The sequence below is a fragment of the Actinacidiphila oryziradicis genome, assembly GCF_005047355.1.
GTDB lineage: Bacteria > Actinomycetota > Actinomycetes > Streptomycetales > Streptomycetaceae > Actinacidiphila > Actinacidiphila oryziradicis.
This window is the reverse complement of record NZ_SUMC01000124.1, coordinates 1-21,294: the sequence shown is the minus strand read 5'-3', so window position 1 is coordinate 21,294 and position 21,294 is coordinate 1. Positions and strand designations below refer to the sequence as shown.

The 21,294-nt window shown below is 67.5% G+C and carries 17 protein-coding genes and 4 pseudogenes; 15 read left to right on the top strand and 6 right to left on the bottom strand.

Features of this window, described 5'->3' with window-relative positions:
- Window positions 1-326: 326 nt before the first annotated feature.
- Window positions 327-545 (bottom strand): annotated as a pseudogene (locus FCI23_RS47910) (IS5/IS1182 family transposase); the annotation flags it as partial.
- Between the two features lie 48 nt (window positions 546-593).
- Between FCI23_RS47910 and FCI23_RS47905 the strand changes: the two are divergent.
- Window positions 594-1,070: pseudogene (locus tag FCI23_RS47905) on the top strand (transposase); the annotation flags it as partial.
- A gap of 58 nt (window positions 1,071-1,128) precedes the next feature.
- On the opposite strand, the gene FCI23_RS47900 reads toward FCI23_RS47905, so the two are convergent.
- The gene (locus tag FCI23_RS47900) at window positions 1,129-1,587 is read right to left on the bottom strand and encodes a MerR family transcriptional regulator (protein WP_136730300.1); all 459 of its coding nucleotides are present in this window, start codon (window positions 1,585-1,587) and stop codon (window positions 1,129-1,131) included.
- Window positions 1,588-1,732: 145 nt separating this feature from the next.
- On the opposite strand from FCI23_RS47900, the gene FCI23_RS47895 reads away from it, so the two are divergent.
- The 5 genes from FCI23_RS47895 (at window position 1,733) to FCI23_RS47875 (ending at window position 6,520) form a co-directional block, all read left to right on the top strand.
- Window positions 1,733-2,068 (top strand): EthD domain-containing protein, encoded by a 336-nt coding sequence (locus FCI23_RS47895; protein WP_136730299.1) that lies wholly within the window; start codon window positions 1,733-1,735, stop codon window positions 2,066-2,068.
- A 504-nt stretch (window positions 2,069-2,572) separates the two neighbouring features.
- Window positions 2,573-3,607, top strand: a complete 1,035-nt coding sequence (locus FCI23_RS47890; protein WP_246144750.1) for an ISAs1 family transposase — start codon at window positions 2,573-2,575, stop codon at window positions 3,605-3,607.
- Between the two features lie 50 nt (window positions 3,608-3,657).
- Window positions 3,658-4,359: a helix-turn-helix transcriptional regulator gene (locus FCI23_RS47885; RefSeq protein ID WP_136730298.1), complete on the top strand. Its 702-nt coding sequence runs from the start codon at window positions 3,658-3,660 to the stop codon at window positions 4,357-4,359.
- Window positions 4,356-5,363, top strand: coding sequence for an ornithine cyclodeaminase family protein (locus tag FCI23_RS47880; RefSeq protein WP_136730297.1), 1,008 nt, complete (start codon window positions 4,356-4,358; stop codon window positions 5,361-5,363). Before FCI23_RS47885 ends, FCI23_RS47880 begins: the two co-directional genes overlap by 4 nt.
- Window positions 5,354-6,520: a DSD1 family PLP-dependent enzyme gene (locus tag FCI23_RS47875; RefSeq protein ID WP_407646140.1), complete on the top strand. Its 1,167-nt coding sequence runs from the start codon at window positions 5,354-5,356 to the stop codon at window positions 6,518-6,520. The genes FCI23_RS47880 and FCI23_RS47875 overlap by 10 nt, the downstream gene beginning before the upstream one ends.
- A 242-nt stretch (window positions 6,521-6,762) precedes the next feature.
- Here the strand turns inward: FCI23_RS47875 and FCI23_RS47870 are convergent.
- Window positions 6,763-7,020, bottom strand: a pseudogene (locus FCI23_RS47870) (MFS transporter); the annotation flags it as partial.
- A gap of 286 nt (window positions 7,021-7,306) precedes the next feature.
- Here FCI23_RS47870 and FCI23_RS47865 point away from each other — a divergent pair.
- A pseudogene (locus FCI23_RS47865) lies at window positions 7,307-7,684 on the top strand (M23 family metallopeptidase); the annotation flags it as partial.
- A gap of 236 nt (window positions 7,685-7,920) precedes the next feature.
- On the top strand, window positions 7,921-8,127 hold the full coding sequence (locus tag FCI23_RS47860; protein WP_169317315.1) for a transposase: 207 nt from the start codon (window positions 7,921-7,923) through the stop codon (window positions 8,125-8,127).
- Window positions 8,128-8,573: 446 nt separating this feature from the next.
- On the opposite strand, the gene FCI23_RS47855 is transcribed toward FCI23_RS47860, so the two are convergent.
- The gene (locus FCI23_RS47855) at window positions 8,574-9,242 is read right to left on the bottom strand and encodes a helix-turn-helix transcriptional regulator (RefSeq protein ID WP_136730294.1); all 669 of its coding nucleotides are present in this window, start codon (window positions 9,240-9,242) and stop codon (window positions 8,574-8,576) included.
- Between the two features lie 617 nt (window positions 9,243-9,859).
- Window positions 9,860-10,498 (bottom strand): TetR/AcrR family transcriptional regulator, encoded by a 639-nt coding sequence (locus FCI23_RS47850; protein ID WP_136730293.1) that lies wholly within the window; start codon window positions 10,496-10,498, stop codon window positions 9,860-9,862.
- Window positions 10,499-10,796: 298 nt separating this feature from the next.
- On the opposite strand from FCI23_RS47850, the gene FCI23_RS47845 reads away from it, so the two are divergent.
- The 6 genes from FCI23_RS47845 (at window position 10,797) to FCI23_RS47820 (ending at window position 19,760) form a co-directional block, all read left to right on the top strand.
- Window positions 10,797-11,606, top strand: a complete 810-nt coding sequence (locus FCI23_RS47845) for an alpha/beta fold hydrolase (protein ID WP_136730292.1) — start codon at window positions 10,797-10,799, stop codon at window positions 11,604-11,606.
- 481 nt (window positions 11,607-12,087) lie between these two features.
- Window positions 12,088-12,888: an alpha/beta fold hydrolase gene (locus FCI23_RS47840; RefSeq protein ID WP_322974021.1), complete on the top strand. Its 801-nt coding sequence runs from the start codon at window positions 12,088-12,090 to the stop codon at window positions 12,886-12,888.
- Entirely contained in the window at window positions 12,885-14,516 is a 1,632-nt protein-coding gene (locus FCI23_RS47835) for an FAD-dependent monooxygenase (RefSeq protein WP_136730291.1), read from the top strand. The genes FCI23_RS47840 and FCI23_RS47835 overlap by 4 nt, the downstream gene beginning before the upstream one ends.
- A 19-nt stretch (window positions 14,517-14,535) precedes the next feature.
- Window positions 14,536-16,638 (top strand): hydantoinase/oxoprolinase family protein, encoded by a 2,103-nt coding sequence (locus FCI23_RS47830; protein ID WP_136730290.1) that lies wholly within the window; start codon window positions 14,536-14,538, stop codon window positions 16,636-16,638.
- An 11-nt stretch (window positions 16,639-16,649) separates the two neighbouring features.
- Window positions 16,650-18,974 (top strand): hydantoinase B/oxoprolinase family protein, encoded by a 2,325-nt coding sequence (locus FCI23_RS47825; protein WP_136730289.1) that lies wholly within the window; start codon window positions 16,650-16,652, stop codon window positions 18,972-18,974.
- Between the two features lie 126 nt (window positions 18,975-19,100).
- On the top strand, window positions 19,101-19,760 hold the full coding sequence (locus tag FCI23_RS47820) for a TetR/AcrR family transcriptional regulator (protein WP_136730288.1): 660 nt from the start codon (window positions 19,101-19,103) through the stop codon (window positions 19,758-19,760).
- 263 nt (window positions 19,761-20,023) lie between these two features.
- Here the strand turns inward: FCI23_RS47820 and FCI23_RS47815 are convergent, their stop codons facing one another.
- Window positions 20,024-20,638 carry a TetR/AcrR family transcriptional regulator gene (locus FCI23_RS47815; protein ID WP_136730287.1) on the bottom strand — a complete coding sequence of 205 codons (615 nt, stop codon included), beginning with the start codon at window positions 20,636-20,638 and terminating at the stop codon, window positions 20,024-20,026.
- 227 nt (window positions 20,639-20,865) lie between these two features.
- On the opposite strand from FCI23_RS47815, the gene FCI23_RS47810 reads away from it, so the two are divergent.
- Window positions 20,866-21,294: hypothetical protein (locus FCI23_RS47810; protein WP_136730286.1), on the top strand; the 429-nt coding region annotated here is incomplete at its 3' end.

The window sequence follows — 21,294 nt, the reverse complement described above, 5'->3', positions numbered from 1 at the left end:
CTCCGGGCCCGTGGAACCCGGCGCACCCGCGGCGTCACGCGACGGCCCACCTCGAACGGCCCGAGGACATTACGGGGCGAACCGCCGAGCAGGTCAGCGACCGAATCCCGCTGACGAATCGAGGCTAAGCCTTCACCAGCTCCGTGAGTCCCCATTAGTGTCTGCTTCATCAGCCGGAGGGTGTGAGGTCGGCTCGGGGCGCCCTGCCGGTGTTGCCACCGGTGGGTTTCCCCGAGCCGCCTCCCGAGTGAAGTAGGCCGCCGACGAGGTCAGGGCGGTTGCAAGTTCGGGGTGACGCGCTGTTCGAGCTGGTAGAGGCAGTTTTGACGGCGCACGGGCCCGGCGACCTCGCCGCCTCCGGGTGCCTTGGTGATGGAGCCGTCGACAGCGATCTGGTCGAGGACGAGGCCGACGATCCGGTCGTAGGACTCCAGCGCGATCTGCTTGAGCCCGGCGAAGACGCCGAGTTGGATCCATTCGTCGCGACGGTTGCGGATCGTGGTGGCCGAGCACGTCGTATCGGCTATCGCCTCATAAGAACAGCCGAAGCGGCCGTCCGGCAGGAACCGGGCCGCGCCCACAGGGCCGTCCGGAGACGCTCACCGGTCGATCGCGGCAAACAGGGCCTGAAACGCTCGGGCATGACGGATGGATACGGCATTCCGCTGGGTCGTGTCCTGGCCGGTGCCAACCGCCACGACTCCCCGCTGCTCGCCTCGACCCTGGACCGCCTGGACGACCTCGGGCCGTTGCCCGACGGCATCACCGTGCACCTGGACGCCGGCTACGACTCGGACAAGGCGCGCGCTCTGCTCAACACACGCGGAATCCACGGCCGCATTGCGCACAAAGGCGAGAAGGCACCGATCCAGGCCGGCAGGCGTTGGCATGTCGAACGCAACCACGCCTGGCAGAACGCCTTCTACCGGCTCGCCCGCTGCTACGAGCGGCGCGCCACCGTGGTCGACGCATTCTTCGACCTCGCCGACAGGGTCATCACCGTGCGCAGCTTGATCCGGCAGGCATGGACGACTCACCGCTGGGACGTACGCCCGAGCCGCCGACCATGACCGCACGCCTATCCGTGCGACCTTTTACAGACCTCAACCCTACGGATCGCGGAAGATGTCAGCCAGGGAAAGCTTTTGAGCGCGAGCTGCACAGGTTGGAGTATCTCACCGGAGGAAAACCAGAATGTTGATTCGGTCGGTCCGAGGCCGAGTCATCCGCAATGTTCTCCAGAAAGGTCCGATTGACGTCAATTAGATGATCAAGTGCTTGTCTGGCGGCGGTCAGGCTGTCAATTGTGTATGAAAGGCGGGTTCGTTCCTGATCCATTGCGGTCAAGGCTTGTCGAGCTCTGTCCATGTTGGGCTGCGTCATGCAGGGGACCAACTGAGCGATGGTTCTGCTGGACATTCCGGCGGCCAGGAATATCTGGATCAGCGCCACCCTCTGGACGTGATCATCGTCGTAGTACCGCTGGCCGCTGGGGGATCTTGTGCTGACCAGCAAACCCTGCTGCTCGTAGTAGCGCAGTGATCGACGGCTTGCTCCTGTCCGGGCGGACAGTTCACCGATCCGCATCTCAACCCCTCGTGTGCATTGGGTCACAGCGACTTGCCCTTGACATCGATGAGAGCGTTTAGGTTAACCCCATAGGCTCGCGACCCGCTGCCGGGGGATCCGGTTGCTGACCTCTCACGTCCGCGAGCACGAAAGGAAAAATTCCGTGATCAAGTTCGCTTTCATGATCAACCGTATCGATGGAATGACCTTGAAGGAATTCGTTAAGCATCACCGAGACCGCCACGCCCCGTTGTTTACCTCCATTCCGGAGGCGCGGCAGTACGTGAAAAAGTACACCGTCTCCCACCCGATACCCGCTGAAGGGTACCCGAGTCCCGCTTACGACGGACTCACCGAAATCTGGTTTGAAAGCTGGGCAGACCACGACGCCTTCTACGCGTCTAAGAATTACAAGGAGCTGGTAAACCCGGACGAGAGTAAGTTCATCGACATGAATTCGGTGGCAGTAATGGTCACTGAAGAAAGGGTTGTGATCTAGCCCTTTGGGCTGTCCGCTTCCTGCCGCGGGCATTGCGGCGGCCATCAACGCGTTGGCGGCCCAGTCGCCAGGTTTCGGAGTGCTGGACGAGCCGTTCGTAGTAGCGAGCGTGCATGATCCAGGCCAGCGTAGAACGACAAATCGGAAGTGTCCTTTGGGTGGCTTTCCTTGGGCTTGTCGCGATCACATATCCGTCGATCGTTCGCGGCCTGACCGTAGCCCATGTGGCGCGGCTGGACTTCTCCGCCTACCTGAGGCGCTGAAAGCACGGTCACGGCAGCACAGGCACAGGGCTCTCCGGTGATCACAGAGCGTCGCAACTCCGTGATCGCCAGGACCTGTGCCTGTCCCGTGGCTGGGTGCCGCCATCGCGCCTATCTGCGGGACCTCTAAGCCCGATGATCACGAGGTGGCTCGTGCCTGCCGCTGTATCTTCTCCCATTCCGGATCCGGCGCCACCTGCTCAGATGGCGGCGTGCTCCGTCGCCGGCCACGATCGGCCGTGTGCTGGGGGCTGTTGACGGTGACACCCTGGACCGGGCGGTGGGCGCCTACCTGGCCGACCGGCATCGCGCCGCCACCGGGCCCGCCCAGGCGCCGTCGCCCTCCGCGGCCGGGCGGTCGCGCGTGATCGCTGTCGACGGCAAAGCACTCAAGGGATCAGCCCGCCTGGCCGCGACGCGCCGGCATCTGCTCTCCGCGGTCACGCACGGCACTGTCGTGACCCTCGCTCAGGTGGAGGTCGGCGCGAAGACGAACGAAACCACGCACTTCCAGCCGCTCCTGGCACCGCTGGACCTGGCCGACGCCATCGTCACCTTCGACGCCCTGCACTCGGTCAAGGCGAACATCTCCTGGCTGGTCGAGACCAAGAAGGCCCACTACATCGCCGTGGTCAAGACCAACCAGCCGACCGCCCACAGGCAGCTCGCGGCCCTGCCGTGGCGGGAGATCGCCGTCCAGTACACCGCCTCCGCCTCCGGACACGGCAGGCGCGAGTCCCGCTCGATCAAGATCTGCGGCGTCGCGGAGGAACTCGGCGGGATCGCCTTTCCCTATGCCCGCCTGGCCATCCGCGTCCACCGCCGGCGCAAGCAGTCCGGCAAGCGCGAGACCCGTGAGAGTGTCTACGCCGTCACCAGCCTCGACGCCCACCAGGTCGGCCCGGCCGACCTGGCTGGTCGGCCCGGCCGACCTGGCTGCCGCGATTCGCGGGCACTGGGGAGTGGAGAACTCCTCGCACCACATCAGGGATGTCACCTTCGCCGAGGACGCCTCCACCGTCCACACCGGCACCGCACCCCGGGCCATGGCAACCCTCCGCAACCTCGCCATCGGCGTGCTGAAAACCCTCGGAGCCGACAACATCGCCAAGACCACCCGGGCCATCCGCGACGAACCCCAACGAGCACTCCCCATCCTGGGCATCACCAACGATCCAGACGCCTACGGAACTTGATCAAGCCCTGGCCCCAGACACCTCCGGGCGGTCACCGCTTCCCTGACATGCGGTTGGACATGGCTCGGAGAACGCTTTAGCATCGCTGTCTAAAGATGGAATATGAATCCAACAGTGAGGGGGCCAACGCATGGAGCGCCCTGTGGCCGGTGGGTCGCAAGACGACCGCAGGGGTCCCGTGGCCGCCGTTTCGACCGAGGCCGATGAGCACCTCATCCGCGAAGTGGAGGAGGTCGCTGTGGCGTTGGGCCGAATGTTTCCGGGGCTGTGCGAGGTGGTGCTGCACGACCTGCGGGATCCGCGGCAGGCGATCCGGGTGATCGAGAACAACCTTTCCGGCCGGGAGGTCGGGGATTCGGCCACGGAGCTGGGTCTGGCCCGCATCGCGGATCCGTCGTACCCGAGCGTCATCCAGAACTACCCCAACCGGTTTCCCGACGGCCGGCCGGTGAAGAGCACGTCGATCGGCATCAAGAACGCCGCGGGCCAGTACATCGCGGCCCTGTGCCTGAACCTTGACGTGTCCGTCCTGTCGCCGGTGACGCTGGCGTTGTCGAACCTCGTGGCCACCGACGTCGAGCACCGCGACCAGCCGCTGGAGAACCTGCGGGACCGCAACGCGCGCGAGCTGCGCCGGACGGTGGAGGCGCTGGCCGCGGAGCGCGGTGCCACCCCCCGGTCGCTGAGTCGGGACGACAAGAAGGCGCTCGTGCGGCAGTTGCAGGGCGAGGGCTACTTCGACTGGCGTGACGCCGCGCAGACCATCGCGGACCTGCTGGGCGTGTCCCGGGCCACCGTCTACAACTACGCCAAGCAAAGGGCCGGCACATGACCGACACCGGACCGGCCGCACACTCCGCACCTGCTTCTCCGCCCGGCTCCGGCCCGCGGCCGGATGCAGCCCGTGGCCCGCTTTTCATCCCCGAGGAGCAGACGGCCGCGCTCGTGGACGAGGAACTGGCGCTGGAAGCGGCGCGCGCGGCCTTCGCCGCGATGGTGGAGGGCGCGGTCTTCCCCTCTCTGGCCGTGCACGGATCCGATCCTCGCAACCGGTTCACCCTCAAGCCGTCGGCGTCCGCGACGCATGCCGGGGTGAAGATCGGCACCTACTGGCCGGACAACCCGAAACTCGGACTGCCGCGTCACCACTCCACCTTGCTGCTGTTCGACCAGAGGATCGGCCGGATCGCCGCCGTCCTGGAGCTCGGCACCGCCAACGCCCACCGGACCGCCGCGGCCGACGCGCTCGCCGTCGACCTGCTCGCCCCCTCCGGCGCCGCCACCCTGGCCGTCTTCGGCACCGGCCATCAGGCCGGCTATGAGGCGCGGGCCGTCGCCCGGGTCCGGCCGATCGACGAGATCCTGATCGTGGGACGCGACAACGGCCGTGCTGGGCTCCTGGCTGCCACGCTCACCGTGGAGGGACACACAGCGCGTGTGGCCGGTGCCGAGGAAGCCTGCGCGAGCGCCGACGTGATCGTCACCGCCACCACGACACGGGCCGAAGACCCGCCCCTGTTCGAGGCCGGGTGGATCCGCCCCGGCACGCACCTCTCCTGCATGGGAGCTGACGCCCCGGGCAAGCGGGAGCTGCCGCCCGCCCTGTTCGCCCGCGCACGGGTCTTCTGCGACCTGGCCGAGCAGGCACGCCGCATGGGCGAAAGCCAGCACGCACCCGAGGACACCGTCCTCACTCCGCTCGGTGAGGTCCTCACCCAGCGCGCCCAAGGACGTACCGATGACCGTGACATCACGGTCTTCGACAGCTCCGGGATCGGACTGCAGGACCTGTACCTGGCTCTGGCCCTCCTGAAGAAGATGGACATCTGCCTGTGACCACCACCCCCGCCGCACAGACCCTGACGGATCCGGACACCCCGTTCGCCGTCGTCGACGTGCACAAGAGCCTGCGCAACATCGAGCGTCTGCAGGCCAGGGCCAACCAGCTCGGGGTCACCCTGCGCCCCCACATGAAGACGGCCAAGAGCCTCGACGTCGCCGCGCTCATGCACGACGGCGGCATGTGTCCCGTCACCGTCTCCACTCTCGCCGAGGCCGAGGCGTTCGCCGACGGCGGCTACACCGACATCACCTACGCCGTCGGCATCGATCCCCACAAGCTCCCCCGCGTCATCGCTCTGCTGCGCCGCGGCGTGACCCTGCGGGTCCTGCTGGACAGCACCGAGCAGGCCGTCTTCGTCGCCGAAGCCGCCCGTCGGTTCGGCCTGCCGATCCCGGCCCAGATCGAGATCGACTGCGACGGCCACCGCGGTGGTCTCAAGCCCGATGACCCCGCCCTCACCGAGATCGGCCGCATCCTGCACGACGCGGCCTGCCTGGACGGCGTGCTCACCCACGCGGGCGAGTCGTACTTCGCCTACAGCGCCGAAGAACAGCGCCTGGCCGCGCAGCACGAACGCGACACCGCGGTCGCCGCAGCCGAACGTCTCCGTGCGGCCCATCTGCCCGTGAACTGCGTCAGTGTCGGCTCCACCCCCACCGCCCACGCGGCCGAGGACCTCACCGGGGTCACCGAACTGCGGGCCGGCAACTACGTGTTCTTCGACCTGGTGATGGCCGGCCTCGACGTCTGCCAGGTGCACGACCTCGCCCTGTCGGTGGTCGTCACCGTCATCGGCCACCGGCCCGAGTACGGGTGGATCATCACCGACGGCGGCTGGATGGCCATGTCCCGCGACCGCGGCACCGCCAACCAGTCCCAGGACCAGGGCTACGGCCTGGTCACCGACCTGGCCGGCCACCTCATCCCGAACCTGGTCATGACGGCCGCGAGCCAGGAGCACGGCACCCTCGCCACCCGCGACGGCGCCGACCTGCCCGACCTGCCGGTCGGCACCCGGCTGCGCATCCTGCCCAACCACGCCTGCGCCACCGCCGCCCAGCACCACGGCTACCACGTCGTCGACAGCGGCAAGGGCACGGAGTCCGCCCCGGTGATCCATGCCCGCTGGCCCCGCATCACCGGCTGGTGACCTGCCCCTGGCCGCCAGCACCACGGCTACCACGTCGTCGACAGCGGCAAGGGCACGGAGTCCGCCCCGGTGATCCATGCCCGCTGGCCCCGCATCACCGGCTGGTGACCTGCCCCTGGCCCCTGCGCCCTTGAGGCTGATCCGTCGGAGTGGAACTCTGCCGATGGATCTTGGGCCGAGGGGAGTGCCATGATCGCTCGCCGGTGCGGGCCAAGCTGGTCCTGCCCAGGACCGGGCCGCCGGGCGACGTACAGGAAGATGTCGCCGATGCCGTGGCCGTAGGCGCTCTCCAGCCAGGTGCGGACGGGGGCGGGCAGGATTGCGAGGTCAGGGAGTTGACCGCTTCCGGATGCTTGTGCGGCGGTGGCCTGGTCCTGCGGGCTGAGCTGGGTGATGGTCGTGAGGGCGTGGTGGCCGATGCGGGTGGTGAGGATCGAGCCGAGTACCGAGACGCCCACGGCGCCGCCGAGGGAGCGGAAGAAGGTCAGCCCCGACAGGGCGCGCATGATCTGCGCGTGGGTCGACGCAGGAGATCCGGGTTGCCGCGGCGCCAAGCAGTGAACAGAACGTTCGGGCTTGACAGTTTCCGCGAAGGCTGTCTAAATATCGAGGGCTAGACCGAACGTTCTCCCTCAATCTTGGTGGTGCCCTTATGACTCTCCGTCGCTCCATCATCTTCTTGGGCGTCGCCCTGGCTGTCGTGGCTGGCTTCGTGACCGCACTGGTCGTCACCGGACCCGGTGGCGCCGCTCTCGCTGCTGTGTTCATCCGGTGTCCCGCATTTCCCTGGGCACCGGCTACAAGGCGGGCGGCACCTTCTGGTCCAGCGGCTACCACACCGGCGTCGACTTCCTTGCCCCGACCGGCACCGTACTGAAGGCGGTCGGCGCGGGCACCGTCGTCTCGGCCGGCTGGGCCGGCTCGTACGGCAACCAGATCGTCATCCAGCTCGCCGACGGCTACTACGCCCAGTACGCCCATCTGTCCTCTCTCTCGGTCTCCAGTGGCGAGACGGTGACGGCGGGTCAGCAGATAGGCCTCTCCGGCGCGACCGGCAACGTCACCGGCCCGCACCTGCACTTCGAGATCCGCACCACGCCGGACTACGGCTCGGACGTCGACCCGGTCGCCTACCTGCGTGCCAAGGGCGTCGCCATCGGCTGACGCGCGTCCCACGCGAGGACCACCTGCCCGACACGCGACGGAAGGCCGGACCCCGATCCCCGGGTCCGGCTTCGGCGCGTTCCGGGGGTGTCGACAGGTGGGGTTTCCGGGGGAGAGCGATGTGACTCATACCAAGGTCCACGAACACCAGGACGCTCAACTACATCTGAGGTTCCCCCGAGATGCGGGGAGGGGTGACAGCAGGTCAGATGGGACTCATGAGAGGAACCCAGACGATGCCCCCGAGGAAGTACCCGCTGGAGTTGCGTGAGCGTGCGGTGCGGATGTACCGCGCGTCCGAGCCGAAGCCCGTGATCCGCCGCATGGCCGAGGAACTCGGCGTGCATCACGAAGCCCTGCGCGGCTGGATCCGCCAGGCCGAGGCCGACGCCGGCACCCCAGGGACGGCGAAGGGACAGACCGCGCCGCCCCGAAGGGCCTGAGAGGGATGCCCCTGTGGTCAAAAGCCGTTGCCCTGTCGATCATGAGGGCGGGTTCTGGTCGAACACTGTCCCTGGGGGGTGGCCCTGGTCGGGCGGAGGCATCAAGGCAGGGCCCCTTGGTAGCTCGGAGCTGCGACGCACGAGCCCCAGGAGGCCCTGTCGTCCCAGTCTTGCGTGACGGCCCTGTCCCGTCCGACGCGCATGCCCCGCCGTGTGATTACCTCGCGCGTCGGTTCGGGAAGGCGGCGGAACGTCCGAACAGGGCGCGTGCGTATCCGTCGGACATGATGGATGAACAGTGGGCGGTGGTCCGGGGCGCGCTGCCGGTCCCGGCGTGGCTGGAGGGCCGAAGGGGGCCTGTCGTCATGCCTCCACCCGGCCAGGACCGCCCACCCGGGGACAATGTTCGACCAGAACCGTCCTCGTGATCGATAGGGCAAAGCTTCTCAGATGTAGCCTTCCCGCAGGGCATACGCGACTGCGTGCGCCCGGTTGCGCAGATGCAGTCGGGTGGTCAGACCGTGCATCACGTTCTTGACCGTGCGTTCGGAGTAGGACAGCTTGCCGGCGATCTCGCCGGTGTCGAGACCCTCGGCCACCAGGCGCAGCACGTCCACCTCACGCGGGGTCAGCCCCGAGGGCGGGCCGCCGGTGCGGCCGGCGGCGCTGCGGTGCAGTGCGCCCACCTGGCTGATCAGCCGGCCCAGCAGGTCAGCCGGGAGATCCCCGTCGCCGCGCGCGGCCGCCAGCACGGCCTGCGTCAGACGCGTCGCGGTTGCCTCGTGCCGCCATACGATCGCGCCGACTCCGCACTCGATGACTTCCAGTAGCTCGGCCTCCCGGAGCGAGTTGACCACCAGCACCGCTCGCACCCCCTCGCTGCGCACCAGGCGGCGCAGCCGGGTCAGCGCGCCCTCGTCCAGGACGTCGTCGACGAGCAGCGCCACCGTGCCGGGGGCTGAGGCGTTCTCCTCCCGGAGTTCGATCTCCGGGCGCCGGCGCAACTGACCGATCGCGCCCTCGCGCAGGAGCGGGTCGAGGGCGTGCACCGCGACGGGTATCCGCTCGGGTGCGCCGGCCGCGCCGGAATATGCGGTCCGCGATGAGCTGAACAAGTGTTTCCCCTATATCCGGTGCCGGCGACTCTTTCGAGGCCGGTGACAGGCATGCCTGGTGCCCCGAAGTCCTGCGGTGTGCCACCCACGTTTGAGATCCGGCTGGTGCGGCGGTGCAAGCGCCCCTCCATGCGGGAGGGTCTGTCATCGCCTACCACGTTGACCAGTGGGCATGCCCGGTAAGCCCCCATATATAGAACATTCGCTATATTCGACGGTAGCCATGGTGGATCGTGCCTGTCAATACAGAACGTTCTACCGTGTGCTGCCGGGGGGAGTGGGACGAGCCGCCTCGGCGGTCGCGTTCGTGCAGATTGGTGGATGCCCCGTGCATCACATCGTCACTGCCAAAACCCCGCTCCGCGCATGCGCAGCGCCCGCCGCCTGGCCGAGAAGACCGTCACCGTTCCCGGCACCGCCTCGGTCGCCGGACGGGGCGGCGCGGATCGCGCAGAGGGTGAAGGGCCGGCCGGATCGTGGCGGCAGGCGGCACGGACAGCTCCTGGCGGGCCGTCACGACCTCCGTCGGCGCTCGGCCGTGATGAGGGAAGACGCCCTTGAGGGCGCCCTCCGTATGACCGGGCGGTGTCGGTGTTGAGGCGGGTGAAGGGGAGAGGTCAGTGCGCCTGGTCTGTGGTGTTGGCGATGGAAGGGGGCGTGTCCGACGCGGTTGCTGTGCTGATGCGTGCGAGGAGGCCGGTGACGCCTCGCAGGAAGGTTTTGGAGACCAGTTCGGGGTCGAAGAGGCAGCCGGCGGCCATGGCGCCGTCCCTGAGCATGACGATATGTCGGGCCGCTGGGGCTGCGGGCTCGTCGCTGGTCTCCGCCAGCAGGTCCGTGACGGTGTTCAGGAACCATTGCCGGTGGTCCAGGATGACTTGATGGATCGGGTGGGCGGGGTCGGGGTATTCGGCTGCCGCGTTGAGGAAGGCGCAGCCGCGGAAACCGGGGGACAGGATGCCTTGGGTGATGGATTCGGCGACGGCCTGGACTTTGCCGACGGCTGACGGGCTGCTTGCCTGGGCGGCGGCGACCTGTCCGCGGATTCCTTGGTCGGCTTGGTCGAGGTAGGCGAGGACGAGTTCCTCCTTGCCCGCGAAGTGCCGGTACAGCGTGGCCCGGGTCACCTTGGCCTCCACGGTGATCCGGTCGATGCCGACGGAGTGGATTCCCTCCGCGTAGAAAATCCTGGTTGCCGTGCTGAGCAGCCGTGCTCGCGCTTCGGAGATGCTGCCGCCTTCTGGGCTTGGGTTCATCCTGCCAGACTAACAAGAAAAGAGGTAGAACGTTCGGTATTGACGTGAGGTTCTTGGGCCTATCTAATTACGGGACCGAACGTTCTCCTTCGGTGTGGGGCGGGACATCACTGCGCCTGTCGCACGAATGGCAGCCGCCGCTTTGTCGGGCCTGGCCGGGAGAGAGCGGGGGCGCTCACGGCCACACCTGTGTCCGCGCCGAGCGAGCTGCCGAGCGATGCGACGGCGTCCAGGCACACGGTGGACAGAGTCCACCCCTCTGCACCTTGAAACCACCGTCGAACCGAAAGGCCACATCATGCGAATTCGCATCCCCCGTCGCGTCGCCCTTGCCGTCGGCGCCCTCGCCCTGCTCGGTGCCACCACCGCTCCAGGAGTGGCGATGGCGACCGACGACGGATCCTCTTCCACATCTGCTTCCCCGAAGCCGACCGTCGTCCTCGTCCACGGAGCGTGGGCGGATTCCTCCAGTTGGTCGCCGGTGATGGAACGACTGCGCAAGGACGGCTATCCCGTGCGGGCCATTGCCAATCCTCTGCAGGGGCTCACCAGCGACACCGCATACGTTTCCAGCTACCTGTCCACGATCAAGGGCCCCGTGGTGCTGGTCGGCCATTCCTACGGCGGCGCGGTGATCACCAACTCCGCCGCCTCGGACCCCGATGTCAAGGCCCTGGTCTACATCGCTGGTTTCATCCCGGCGAAGGGTGAGACGGTGGGCGAGCTGGCTGCCCAGTCCTCACCGGCCATCCCGCTGGTCTCGACAGCCGTCCCGGGCGGTACGGACGTGTCCATCGATCCGGCCCACTTCCGGGAGGCCTTCGCCGGCGACGTCGACCGGACCACCGCTGCCGATCTGGCAGCGGTCCAGCGGCCCGCCAACACCAGGGCGGTCACCGACGCCAGCGTTCAGGAGGCATTCCGGACCATTCCTTCCTGGAGTCTGATCACCCGTCAGGACCACGCGATCGCTCCCAACCTCCAGCGCTTCATGTCGAAGCGGGCCGGTGCGCACATCGAGGAGGTCAACGCCTCTCACGCAGTGATGATCAGCCGACCCGGCACGGTCACGCAGGTCATCGAGGACGCTGCCCGCAGCACCCGGTGAAAGCGCCGCGTTGAACCCCACGGCGAACCCGCATTTCCGGCGCTGTCGCAGGGTGCGGCGGTAGGTGCTCCGGGGCAGCTACGGGCTGCCATCGCCCCCGGCGGCGTACGTGGTGGCGACCACTACGGCCCGCTTGGGCGCGCTCAGCGCATCGGTTGTCCGGTCGCGGGGCGCCTCGGCCGGACTGCCCCACGACACTGAAGAAGGACGAGGACCGACCGGCAGTTGGTCCACGGACGGGCGAGATCCAGCCAGCGCATTCACAGCCTTGTAGAGTGAGCGTTACATATAGGTATGGCGGTGTCGCGAGTGTGTGGGTGTTCTGATCAGCGGCGGGCTGAGGGGTATGGCGTCCGGGGCCCGTCACCACGGCAGTCCTCTTCGCGCTCGGACCGCGATTCCTGCCCGAGTCCATGGATTACCTCATCGCGTGCCGTCCTCGGGACGCTCCGGCTGTGTGACCAGTACAGGAGGCGGTTGAGTGTCGGCCCTGTCGAATGAGGCTGCCCTGCCGGGCGCGAGCCCTGAGCGGGACTCTGCCCTCGTCCTGCTCCACGGCGGCGGGCCGGGCGTCGATGCCGTGAGCAACTGGGCCACGGCGCGTACCAGGTTCTCGGCCACATTCCGATGCTTCGCCCCCGACCTGCTTGGCTTCGGCACGCGGATCACGGTTGGTGAGGCGGGCGATGGCGGGCCGCACGGGCCGCGTGCCTGGGCGCGGGCCCGAGCCTGGCAGATCCTGAATCTGCTCGATCGCCACGGAGCGTGTGCATCTCCTCGGCAACTCGGCCGCGGGCGGCGCCGCCGCGCTGGCTCTCATGGCCGAGGCACCCGAACGGATCGAGCGGGCAGTCCTCATGGGCGGTGCGGGCACCGGACCGCTGCCTCGTGCCGTCCCTTCTACGACCAGCCGACAAGGAAATCCAAGCGTGCCACGCTTGGCCGTCTGGTCGCGGACGAGAACGCCCACAGTGAACTTCTCGAATCTCTTGCGTACCTCAGGCTGGAGCAGGCCCTACGGCCCGGTGCCGAAGCGGCCTTCCGATCCATGTTCACCGATGTTCCGGACGGGCCGCCTCCCGTGGACCCTTCGACGGTCCGCACCCCGGTCCTCGCCCTGCACGGAGCGTGCGACCGAGTCGCACCGGTCGAAGTCTCCGAGCGTCTCGCTGAAGCTCTGCCCCACGGGCGCCTCAAGGTTGTGCCAGGGGCCGGCCACTGGATCCACGTCGACCGACCAGATGAGTTCTGCACCCTGGTAGAGGAGTTTCTGAGCAGGTGAAGCAGCAAAGGATCAGCGAAGAGGACTGGGTCGACGTTCTCGTCGTCGGGGCCGGGCCCACAGGCCTGACCCTCGCCATCGACCTCGCACGTCGCGGCGTGGCGTGCCACGTCATAGAGGCGACCGAGCAGCGAGCCGTCAATCCCCGGTGCAACACCACGTCCGCCCGGTCGATGGAGATCTTCCGGCGGCTGGGGCTCGCCGACGAAGTCCGACGTGCGGGGCTTCCCAGGGACTATCCGACATCTATCCAGTACCGGACGACTCTGCTCGGCGAAGAAATCTTCCGTATCGACCTGCCGTCGGCCGGTGAGGCGCTCACCGGTGTGGGCAAGGAGCACTGGCCCACACCGGAGCCGCAGCACAGGATCTCGCAGCTGTACCTGGAACCCGTTCTGGAACGGTATGCGAGCAGGCTCCCCGGGCCGGCCATCGAGCGCGGTGCGCGGCTGGTCGAGCTGCGGCAGCACGAGGACCATGTTGAGGCGGTCGTGAACTCCGACGGCACCACTCGGGTCCTGCGGTGCGCCTACGTGGTCGGCTGCGACGGGGCCCACAGCACGGTCCGCCGCCAGCTGGGCATCCGCTACCAAGGTGTCGAAGCGATCCAGAAGTTCGTCTCGACATTCGTGCGCTCGCCCGAGCTCGGGCGCCTTGCCGCGTGCGACTCGGCCTGGACGTACTGGACTTACGGACGACGTCTCGCGTCCCTGATCGCCATTGACGGGGACGAGCTGTGGCTCAACCACGTTGCCTTCCCACCTGACCACGACACCGATCACGAGGATCCCGAACAGCTCCTGCGGGAGGCCGTGGGTGCGGAGATCGAGCACGAGGTCATCGGCGTGGTGCGGTGGACCGGCCGTCAGTTGGTGGCCGAGCGCTACCACAACGGCCGGGTGTTCCTGGCCGGGGACGCGGCCCACATCTGGATCCCCGTGGGAGGGTTCGGCATGAACGCCGGAATCCAGGACGCGGCAACGCTGAGCTGGATGCTGGCAGCGGTTCACCACGGGTGGGCGCCCGCGGACCTGCTGACCGCGTATGAGAAGGAGCGCAAGCCAGTAGGAGAACAGTTCGCCCGCGCCGTGGGCTCGGCAGCGCGCGCGTCCCTCGCGGACGTTTCGCCGGACATCCACCTGCCAGGCCCGGACGGTGAACAGGCCCGTGCCGAGCTGGCCCGTCGGCTCGCAACGACGGAGCCGCACCGGTACTCGCCCGACGGCTTCAGCTTCGGCTACCACTACGCGAGTTCACCGCTGGTGGTCGGAAGTGAGCAGCAGGATGCCATCAGCATGGGCGGATTCCAGGAGCGGGCTCAGGCGGGCTTCCGGCTGCCGCACGCTTGGCTCGACGACGACCGGTCGGTACTGGACGCGCTCGGCCCCGACTTCACCCTGCTGCGGACCGACAGCGGCGTCGATGTGGAGCCCTGGGTCGACGCGGCGCGTGAGAGCGGGATTCCGCTCACCGTTGTCGACCTGCCCCGGCGGTGGCCCGACCGCTATCCCACCGCACTCCTCCTCGTGCGTCCCGACCAGCACGTCGCGTGGATGGGAGAGGCAGACGCCCCTCCAGAGGAGCTCCTGTACACAGTCACCGGGCGCCTCGCCGCGCACCAGCAGTAGAAGGACCGGGAGAAGGCACATGTCATACGCACTGGGCATCGACGTGGGCGGCACGTTCACCGACGCCGTCGCCTCGGACGGTGCCGGCCGTATCGTCTCGGCCAAGACACCGACGACCCCGCCGCACCGTGAGATCGGCGTCATGCGGGCGATCGAGGACATCGCCGGTGAGCTGAGCATCGGCGTCGGTGAACTGCTCTCGCAGACCGACTACATCGCCCACGGCACGACCGCGTCGATCAATGCCCTGGTCCAGGGGACAGTGGCCGACGTCGGACTCATTGCCACCAAGGGCCACCGGGACGCGATTTACATCATGAACGCCGAGGGGCGCACTCTCGGACGAGCCGCCCACGAAATTCAGGACACTCTCCGGCAGCGCAAGCCCGTACCGTTGATCCCGAAGCGCCGCGCACTCGAAGTCACCGAGCGGATCGACCACGCCGGAAAGGTGCTGGTGCCCCTCGACGAGGACGAGGTCCGCGGCGTTGCGCGGTCCCTCGTGGACCAGGGCGTCGAGGCGATCGCCGTCTGTCTGCTGTGGTCGTTCAAGAACGGAGCCCACGAGCAGCGCGTCCGCGAGCTGATCCACGAGATCGCCCCCGACATGTACGTCACGCTCTCCTCGGAGGTCAGCCCACGCATCCGCGAGTTCGCGCGGACCTCCACGACCATCATGAACGCTCAGATCGGGCCGCGGCTGCGCATGTACCTGACGCCACTGCAGAAGCAGTTGGAGGAGAACGGGCTCAAAGGCCCCTTGCTGGTCATGCAGAGCGAGGGCGGGACCATCACAGCCGACCGGGCACCGGAACACGCCATCACCACGATCGGGTCCGTCCTGTCCGGCGGCGTCATCGGCGGGATGCGCATGGCGGAGCAGCTGGGGCACCGCAACGTCATCACCACCGACGTCGGTGGGACGACCTTCCTGGCGGGGCTGATCGTCGACGGGGAGCCGGTGATGGCGCCAGGCTCCATTGTCAACCAATTCCCGATCAACGCGGCGACCATCCGTGTGCACACGATCGGTTCCGGCGGTGGGGCGCTCGCATCCGTGGACGCCGGCGGCAATCTGCGGCTCGGCCCGCAGAGCGCCGAGGCCGTCCCCGGTCCTGCCTGCTACGGCAACGGCGGCACCCGTCCCACCAACACCGATGCCAACCTGGTCCTCGGCATCCTCAGCCCGCACGGGCTGCTCGGCGGCAGGAAGCCCCTCCAGATGGACCTGGCCCGCCAGGCGATCCGCGAGCACGTGGCCGAACCACTCGGCCTCACCGTCGAAGAAGCCGCGATCGCGATCCACGAGGTGCAGAACGCGCAGGCGGGAGACCTCCTGCGCCGGGCCGTCGTGCAGGCCGGCTACGACCCCCGTGACTTCGTCGCATACGCCTTCGGCGGTGCCGGACCCGCCCACTGCGCCGGCTACTGCCAGGACCTGGGAGTGCGCGAGGTCGTCGTTCCGCTCGGCCCCGTCGCATCCGCCTTCTCGGCCTACGGGCTCGCCGCCTCGGACATCGTCCTGAGCGCCGAACTCTCCGATCCCTCCTCCTTCCCGGTCGAGCACACGGTGCTGGAGTCCCACTACGCCCGGCTTGAAGCCGATCTGCAGCGCGCGCTCGACCGGCAGAAGGTGAAGTTCCAGGACGTGACCATGCAGCGTGAGGTCGACCTGCGCTATTCGATGCAGGTCAACGAGCTCGCGACCACCATCCCGGACGGTGAGTTCACCGAACGCACCGGTGACGAGATCCTGGAACGTTTCGAGGAACAGTACGAGCGCATCAACGGGTCAGGGGCCGGCTACCGCGAGGCCGGCGTGCAGGCGATCACCTACCGTGCGCGAGCCAAGGCCAGCCTCGACTTCCCCGTCATCCTTCCGGACGTCGCGCAAGCCACCGGCTCCGACCCCGCCGAGGCACTTCTCGAGGAACGCCACGTCTGCCTCGACTCGCAGACCGGTTTCGTACTCACCCCCGTCTACGACTATGCCCGGCTGCGCGCGGGGCACGAGATCACCGGACCGGCGGTCGTCGATGTGCCGACCACAGTGGTGGTGGTTCCCGCCGGTGTGACCGGCCGTGTCGACCGTCTCGGCAACCTCGTGCTGAGTTACCAGTGAGGACAGCTTCCATGACATCGAAGATCCCCGGGGCGGACGAGTTCACCAGCCGGCCCATACCGCGTGAGGAACTGCTGCGGCAGATCTCGCCCACGCTGCCGCTGCACCAGATCGACGACGAACAGGCCGGCCAGGTCAACGCCCTGACCTATGAAGTCGTCCGGCACCGCCTGTGGGCCATCACCCAGGAAATGGGGGAGACGCTGCGGCGGATGTCGGGCTCGCACGTCGTCACCGAGTCCAACGACTTCAACTTCTCCATCTGTGACGAACTCGGCGAGCAGGTCCAGGTCGGCGCGTACAACGTGGGCCTCATCGGGTCCATGGACCTGGCGATCGTCTGGACACTGCGCAACCGCAGTGACAACCCGGGCATCACCGAGGGCGACATGTTCCTGTGCAACGACCCGTGGATCGGCGGCGGGCTGCACCAGAACGACGCCGCCGTACTGGCTCCGATCTTCCACGAAGGCAAGCTGTTCGGATGGACAACGGCCATCGCCCACCAAGTCGACCTCGGCGGGCCGCGGCCGGGCTCCTTCAGCCCGTCGGCCCAGGACGTGTTCGGTGAGGCGGTGCCCACGCCGCCCATGAAGGTCGTCCGGGGCGGAGTGCTGCAGCGCGACGTGGCTGACGCCTGGGTCCGCAGGTCACGGCTTCCCCATATGGTGGGACTCGACCTGCGTGCCAAGGTCGCCGCGAACAAGAACGCGGCGGAACAGATCCTCCGGCTCATCGACAAGTACGGTGCCGACACCGTCAAGGCCGTGATGCGCCGGATGATGGACGACGCCGAGGGCCGGCTGCGGGCCAAGCTGAAGACCCTGCCCGACGGGACCTGGACCGCGGTCGGATACCAGGAGCAATCGCAGACCGGCGACCGCAACCTGCACGCCATCAAGGTCGCGATGACCAAGGAAGCCGACCGGCTGGTCTTCGACTTCCGGGGAACCGCCGGGCAGACCGGCATCATCAACTGCCCCTACCCGGGCCTGCGGGCCGGGATCGTCTTCACGATGCTGCCCCTGCTGGCCGGGACCATTCCTTGGGCGGCAGGCGGGCTCATGCGCTGCTTCGAGATCATCACGGACGAAGACACCATCACCAACGCCTCGTTCCCGGCAGCCGTGGGGAAGGGACCATTCGGCCCCGCGTGGGGGTCAGGCAACCTGGTCGCCGAGGTCATCGCCAAAATGCTGGACGCCGAACCCGACCACCGCGACGATGTGCAGTCGATCTGCAACGGCACCACCGACCTCTGTGTGGTGTCCGGCGTCGACATCCGCGGAGGCGGCAGCAAGGGCTTCGTGTCGCCCATCTTCGATGTCATGGCCGGCGGCTACGGAGCCCAGGTACATCACGACGGCGTCGATACCGGCGGGCGGCTTATCATCCCCTCCGCGCGGGCACCCGACGTCGAGATGACCGAGTACCTCTACCCCCTGGTCGCCCTGTGGCGACGAGAGCAGACCGACTCCGGCGGGCCGGGCCGGCAGAGGGGCGGGATGAGCGGCTCGGTCTGCTACGTGCAGCACCCGGATCAGACCGGGATGATGTCACTGGTCATTTCCGGCACGGGCAAAGTCGCGAACCAGAACGTCGGCCTGGCCGGAGGATACCCGGGTAACTCCCAGCTCGACCTCGTGATGCGTGGCATCGACGTGCCCCAGCTCGCCGGGGCGACGGCCATTCCCACCGACCTGGACGACATCGGCGGCGACATCGAGGTGCTGCCCTGTGAGGGGGAATCGAACCTCGGCCCGGGGGACGCGCTCTACCTGCACTGGCAGGCGGGCGGAGGATACGGCGACCCCCTGCTCCGCCCGGCCGAGAAGGTATGCGACGACGTACTGCAAGCGCGTGTTTCGCCCCAGGCGGCGAAGGACGTTTACGGCGTCGTCTTCCAGGAGGACACCCGAGTGGACGTGGCCGCGACCGAGGAGACTCGCCGGATGCTACGGCAAGGTCGGGCGACGGACGCGGGCCTGCTCGGCACGGGCCTCGTGCCCATCAGCACGCCGGACCTGAACGGCGCTCGCCGACTCGACGACAATCTCGCCTTCATGGAGTCACCGGAAGGCAGGACAGTCGTGTGCGTGCGGTGCAGCACCGAAATCGGACCACTGGCCGAAGGCGCCTTCGTCGCGGAGCTGGCCCGCCGTGATTCGCCTCCAACCCATGCCGGTCCGCAGATCTGGCACGATCCATCCGTCTACGTCGACACAGAAGTTGTCTTCCGCCAGTTGTTCTGCCCGGGCTGCCTGACCACGGTCAACTCCCGCGTCGTCCCTGCTGACCACCCGCTGCCTGACGACGACTACCGAAGGTGGGGATGAGGCCGGAGCGGCTGACTGGCTGGCAGGGAGCAGGCTCGGTGGCATGAGTTCTGGAACGTGTTGTGCAGGGTCCGGGCCAATTCGTGCCAGTCACTCCGCGCATCGTGCCGGACCTATTATGGATTTATGGCAAAGGTGAGGGAATCCGCATTGTCCGCTGCTAGATCGAGCAGCCGCGACGTCATCCTTGACGCGGCACGTACCCTCGTCGTAGCCCGAGGGTACGACGGCATGGCTGTCTCGGATCTGTGCACGGAGTCGGGGTTGCCGGCCAGTTCGATCTACTACCACTTTGGAAACAAACTCGGCGTCCTGGCAGCACTGCTCGAGCGTACCTTTGAGGAGTTGCACGCCCAGTTCCCGGCTCCGTCCTGGTTCGATGATCGTGAGCCGCTCGAGCGATTCGAGGCATGGCTCACCACGGCGTGCGCATCCCTCGACCAACGGCCCGATTATCTCCGCCTCTTGCTCGCCATCAGCGTTGGCCCTCACAAGGACGCCGAGACGGTGCGGAGCACCGTGCGTCGCATTCGTGACTACGCCCACACGTCTTGGGTGCAGGTTCTCACTCCGGTCTTTGCCCCGGACGGGAGTGAAGAGGATGAGGCATTCGTCGAACAGCTGGCTGTCCTCGGTCGGGCCATGACTGACGGGCTGTCAGTGGCCAACAGCTTCGACGGTATGAGCTACAGCTCACGCGTCGCCTCGTTCGTCTCTCTGATCCGCGGTCTCGCAGACCAGCGTGGTCGTGCAAAGGGTATGCCTTCCGACGTCGATGGGGCGTGACGATCTGGACCTGGGGTGCCAACGCCTTGGGTTCCCGACGGGAAGTCGCTTTGGAGCCCACCTGCAGGGGGAGCGCGGGAAGGGGAACTCCGCGCGTGACGCGTCAAGGTTCGCGTTTCCGACCAGCCTGAGAGCGTCACCGCAGGTTTGTTCGCTGCCCCGGCGACGCCTCGCAGACCGGACGGTCTCGGCGGGATACGGAGTCCGTGCCTGTCTGCCGAATCCCCTATGACCAGCGGGACCGACCCGCTTGTTGTCATCCCTCACTCGAACGTCAACAGCCCTCGGCTGACTTGGCTGAGGAGCCCTTCGACTCCGAGCAGGAAGGTTTCGCACACCAGGTCCGGGTCGAAGAGGCAGCCGGCAGTCATCGCGCCATCACGCATCATCACGAAGTGGTGGGCGGCGGGTTCGGCGGGAAGCTCCCGAATCTTGGCCAGAAGGCCGGTGACAGTGTCGAGGAACCATTGACGGTGCGCGAGGACGGCCAGGTGCACCGGGTGATCGGGGTCGGGGTACTCGGCGACAGCGTTGAGGAAGGCGCACCCGCGGAAGCCCGGGGACTGGATGCCCTGGGTGATGGACGTACTGACCCTCCGGATGGTGTCGGCGGCCGGGAGTCCGGCGGCGACGGCCGTGTCGACCTGCTCGCGGATGGCGCGGTCGGCCTCGTTCAGGTAGGCGACGACGAGGGCTTCCTTGCTGGGGAAGTGGCGATAGAAGGTGGCCCGTGTCACCTGTGCTTCCGCGACGATGCGGTCGACGCCGACGGCGTGGATCCCTTCCGCGTAGAACACCTGGCTGGCCGTTTTGAGCAGCCGGGAGCGGGCCTCGGACGGCCGGCTTTCAGTGGGCGGTTCAGATTCGCTGCGCACCATGCGGTCATTCTAGCGTGTAGAACGTTCGGTCTTGAAAAGTAGTTGCGGTCTTTGTCAGCCTTGGCGAACAGAACGTTCATTCTTGCGAGAGTGGCGCCCGGTCGCCGGCCTTGTCAGGCGGCGGCTCGGGACGTCATCCGGGAAATGTGTGACCGGCCTGATCGAGAAGGCCGACCGCTGGAAGCCCTGAACTGCTCTCTTCTCCGCGTCCACTGAAAGGGATCATCGTGAGCACCACTGCTGCTCAGTCCGTTGCCACGGAAACGGCCTCTGCTCTGCGGCGGCTGTATTTCGTGCGGTTCGCGTTCGCCATTGTCTGGGCGCTTGTGATGTTCACGATGGCGGAGGAGATCAGTCCGGTCGCGGCTGTGCTGCTGGTGCTGTATCCGCTGTTCGACGTGGGTGCGGCCGTCGTCGACGCGAGGTCGTCGCGCACCACGGGATCGCCGGTGCTGCTGTATGTGAACATGGCGGTCAGTCTGGTCGCGGCCGTGGGCGTGGGTGTCGCGTGCGCGTCGGGTATTCCGGCGGTGCTGGGGGTGTGGGGGGCCTGGGCGGTCGTGGCCGGTCTGGTCCAGCTGTTCGTGGCGGTGCCCCGCCGCAAGCTGGGCGGCCAGTGGCCGATGATCCTCAGCGGTGCCATTTCGGTGCTGGCC

Bases quoted from the DNA above. Each gene is read 5' to 3' on its own strand.
- FCI23_RS47900 (WP_136730300.1), bottom strand. From the start codon at position 1,587: ATGCGGATCGGTGAACTGTCCGCCCGGACAGGAGCAAGCCGTCGATCA.
- FCI23_RS47885 (WP_136730298.1), top strand. From the start codon at position 3,658: ATGGAGCGCCCTGTGGCCGGTGGGTCGCAAGACGACCGCAGGGGTCCC.
- FCI23_RS47880 (WP_136730297.1), top strand. From the start codon at position 4,356: ATGACCGACACCGGACCGGCCGCACACTCCGCACCTGCTTCTCCGCCC.
- FCI23_RS47860 (WP_169317315.1), top strand. From the start codon at position 7,921: ATGCCCCCGAGGAAGTACCCGCTGGAGTTGCGTGAGCGTGCGGTGCGG.
- FCI23_RS47850 (WP_136730293.1), bottom strand. From the start codon at position 10,498: ATGAACCCAAGCCCAGAAGGCGGCAGCATCTCCGAAGCGCGAGCACGG.
- FCI23_RS47845 (WP_136730292.1), top strand. From the start codon at position 10,797: ATGCGAATTCGCATCCCCCGTCGCGTCGCCCTTGCCGTCGGCGCCCTC.
- FCI23_RS47830 (WP_136730290.1), top strand. From the start codon at position 14,536: ATGTCATACGCACTGGGCATCGACGTGGGCGGCACGTTCACCGACGCC.
- FCI23_RS47825 (WP_136730289.1), top strand. From the start codon at position 16,650: ATGACATCGAAGATCCCCGGGGCGGACGAGTTCACCAGCCGGCCCATA.
- FCI23_RS47820 (WP_136730288.1), top strand. From the start codon at position 19,101: ATGGCAAAGGTGAGGGAATCCGCATTGTCCGCTGCTAGATCGAGCAGC.
- FCI23_RS47815 (WP_136730287.1), bottom strand. From the start codon at position 20,638: ATGGTGCGCAGCGAATCTGAACCGCCCACTGAAAGCCGGCCGTCCGAG.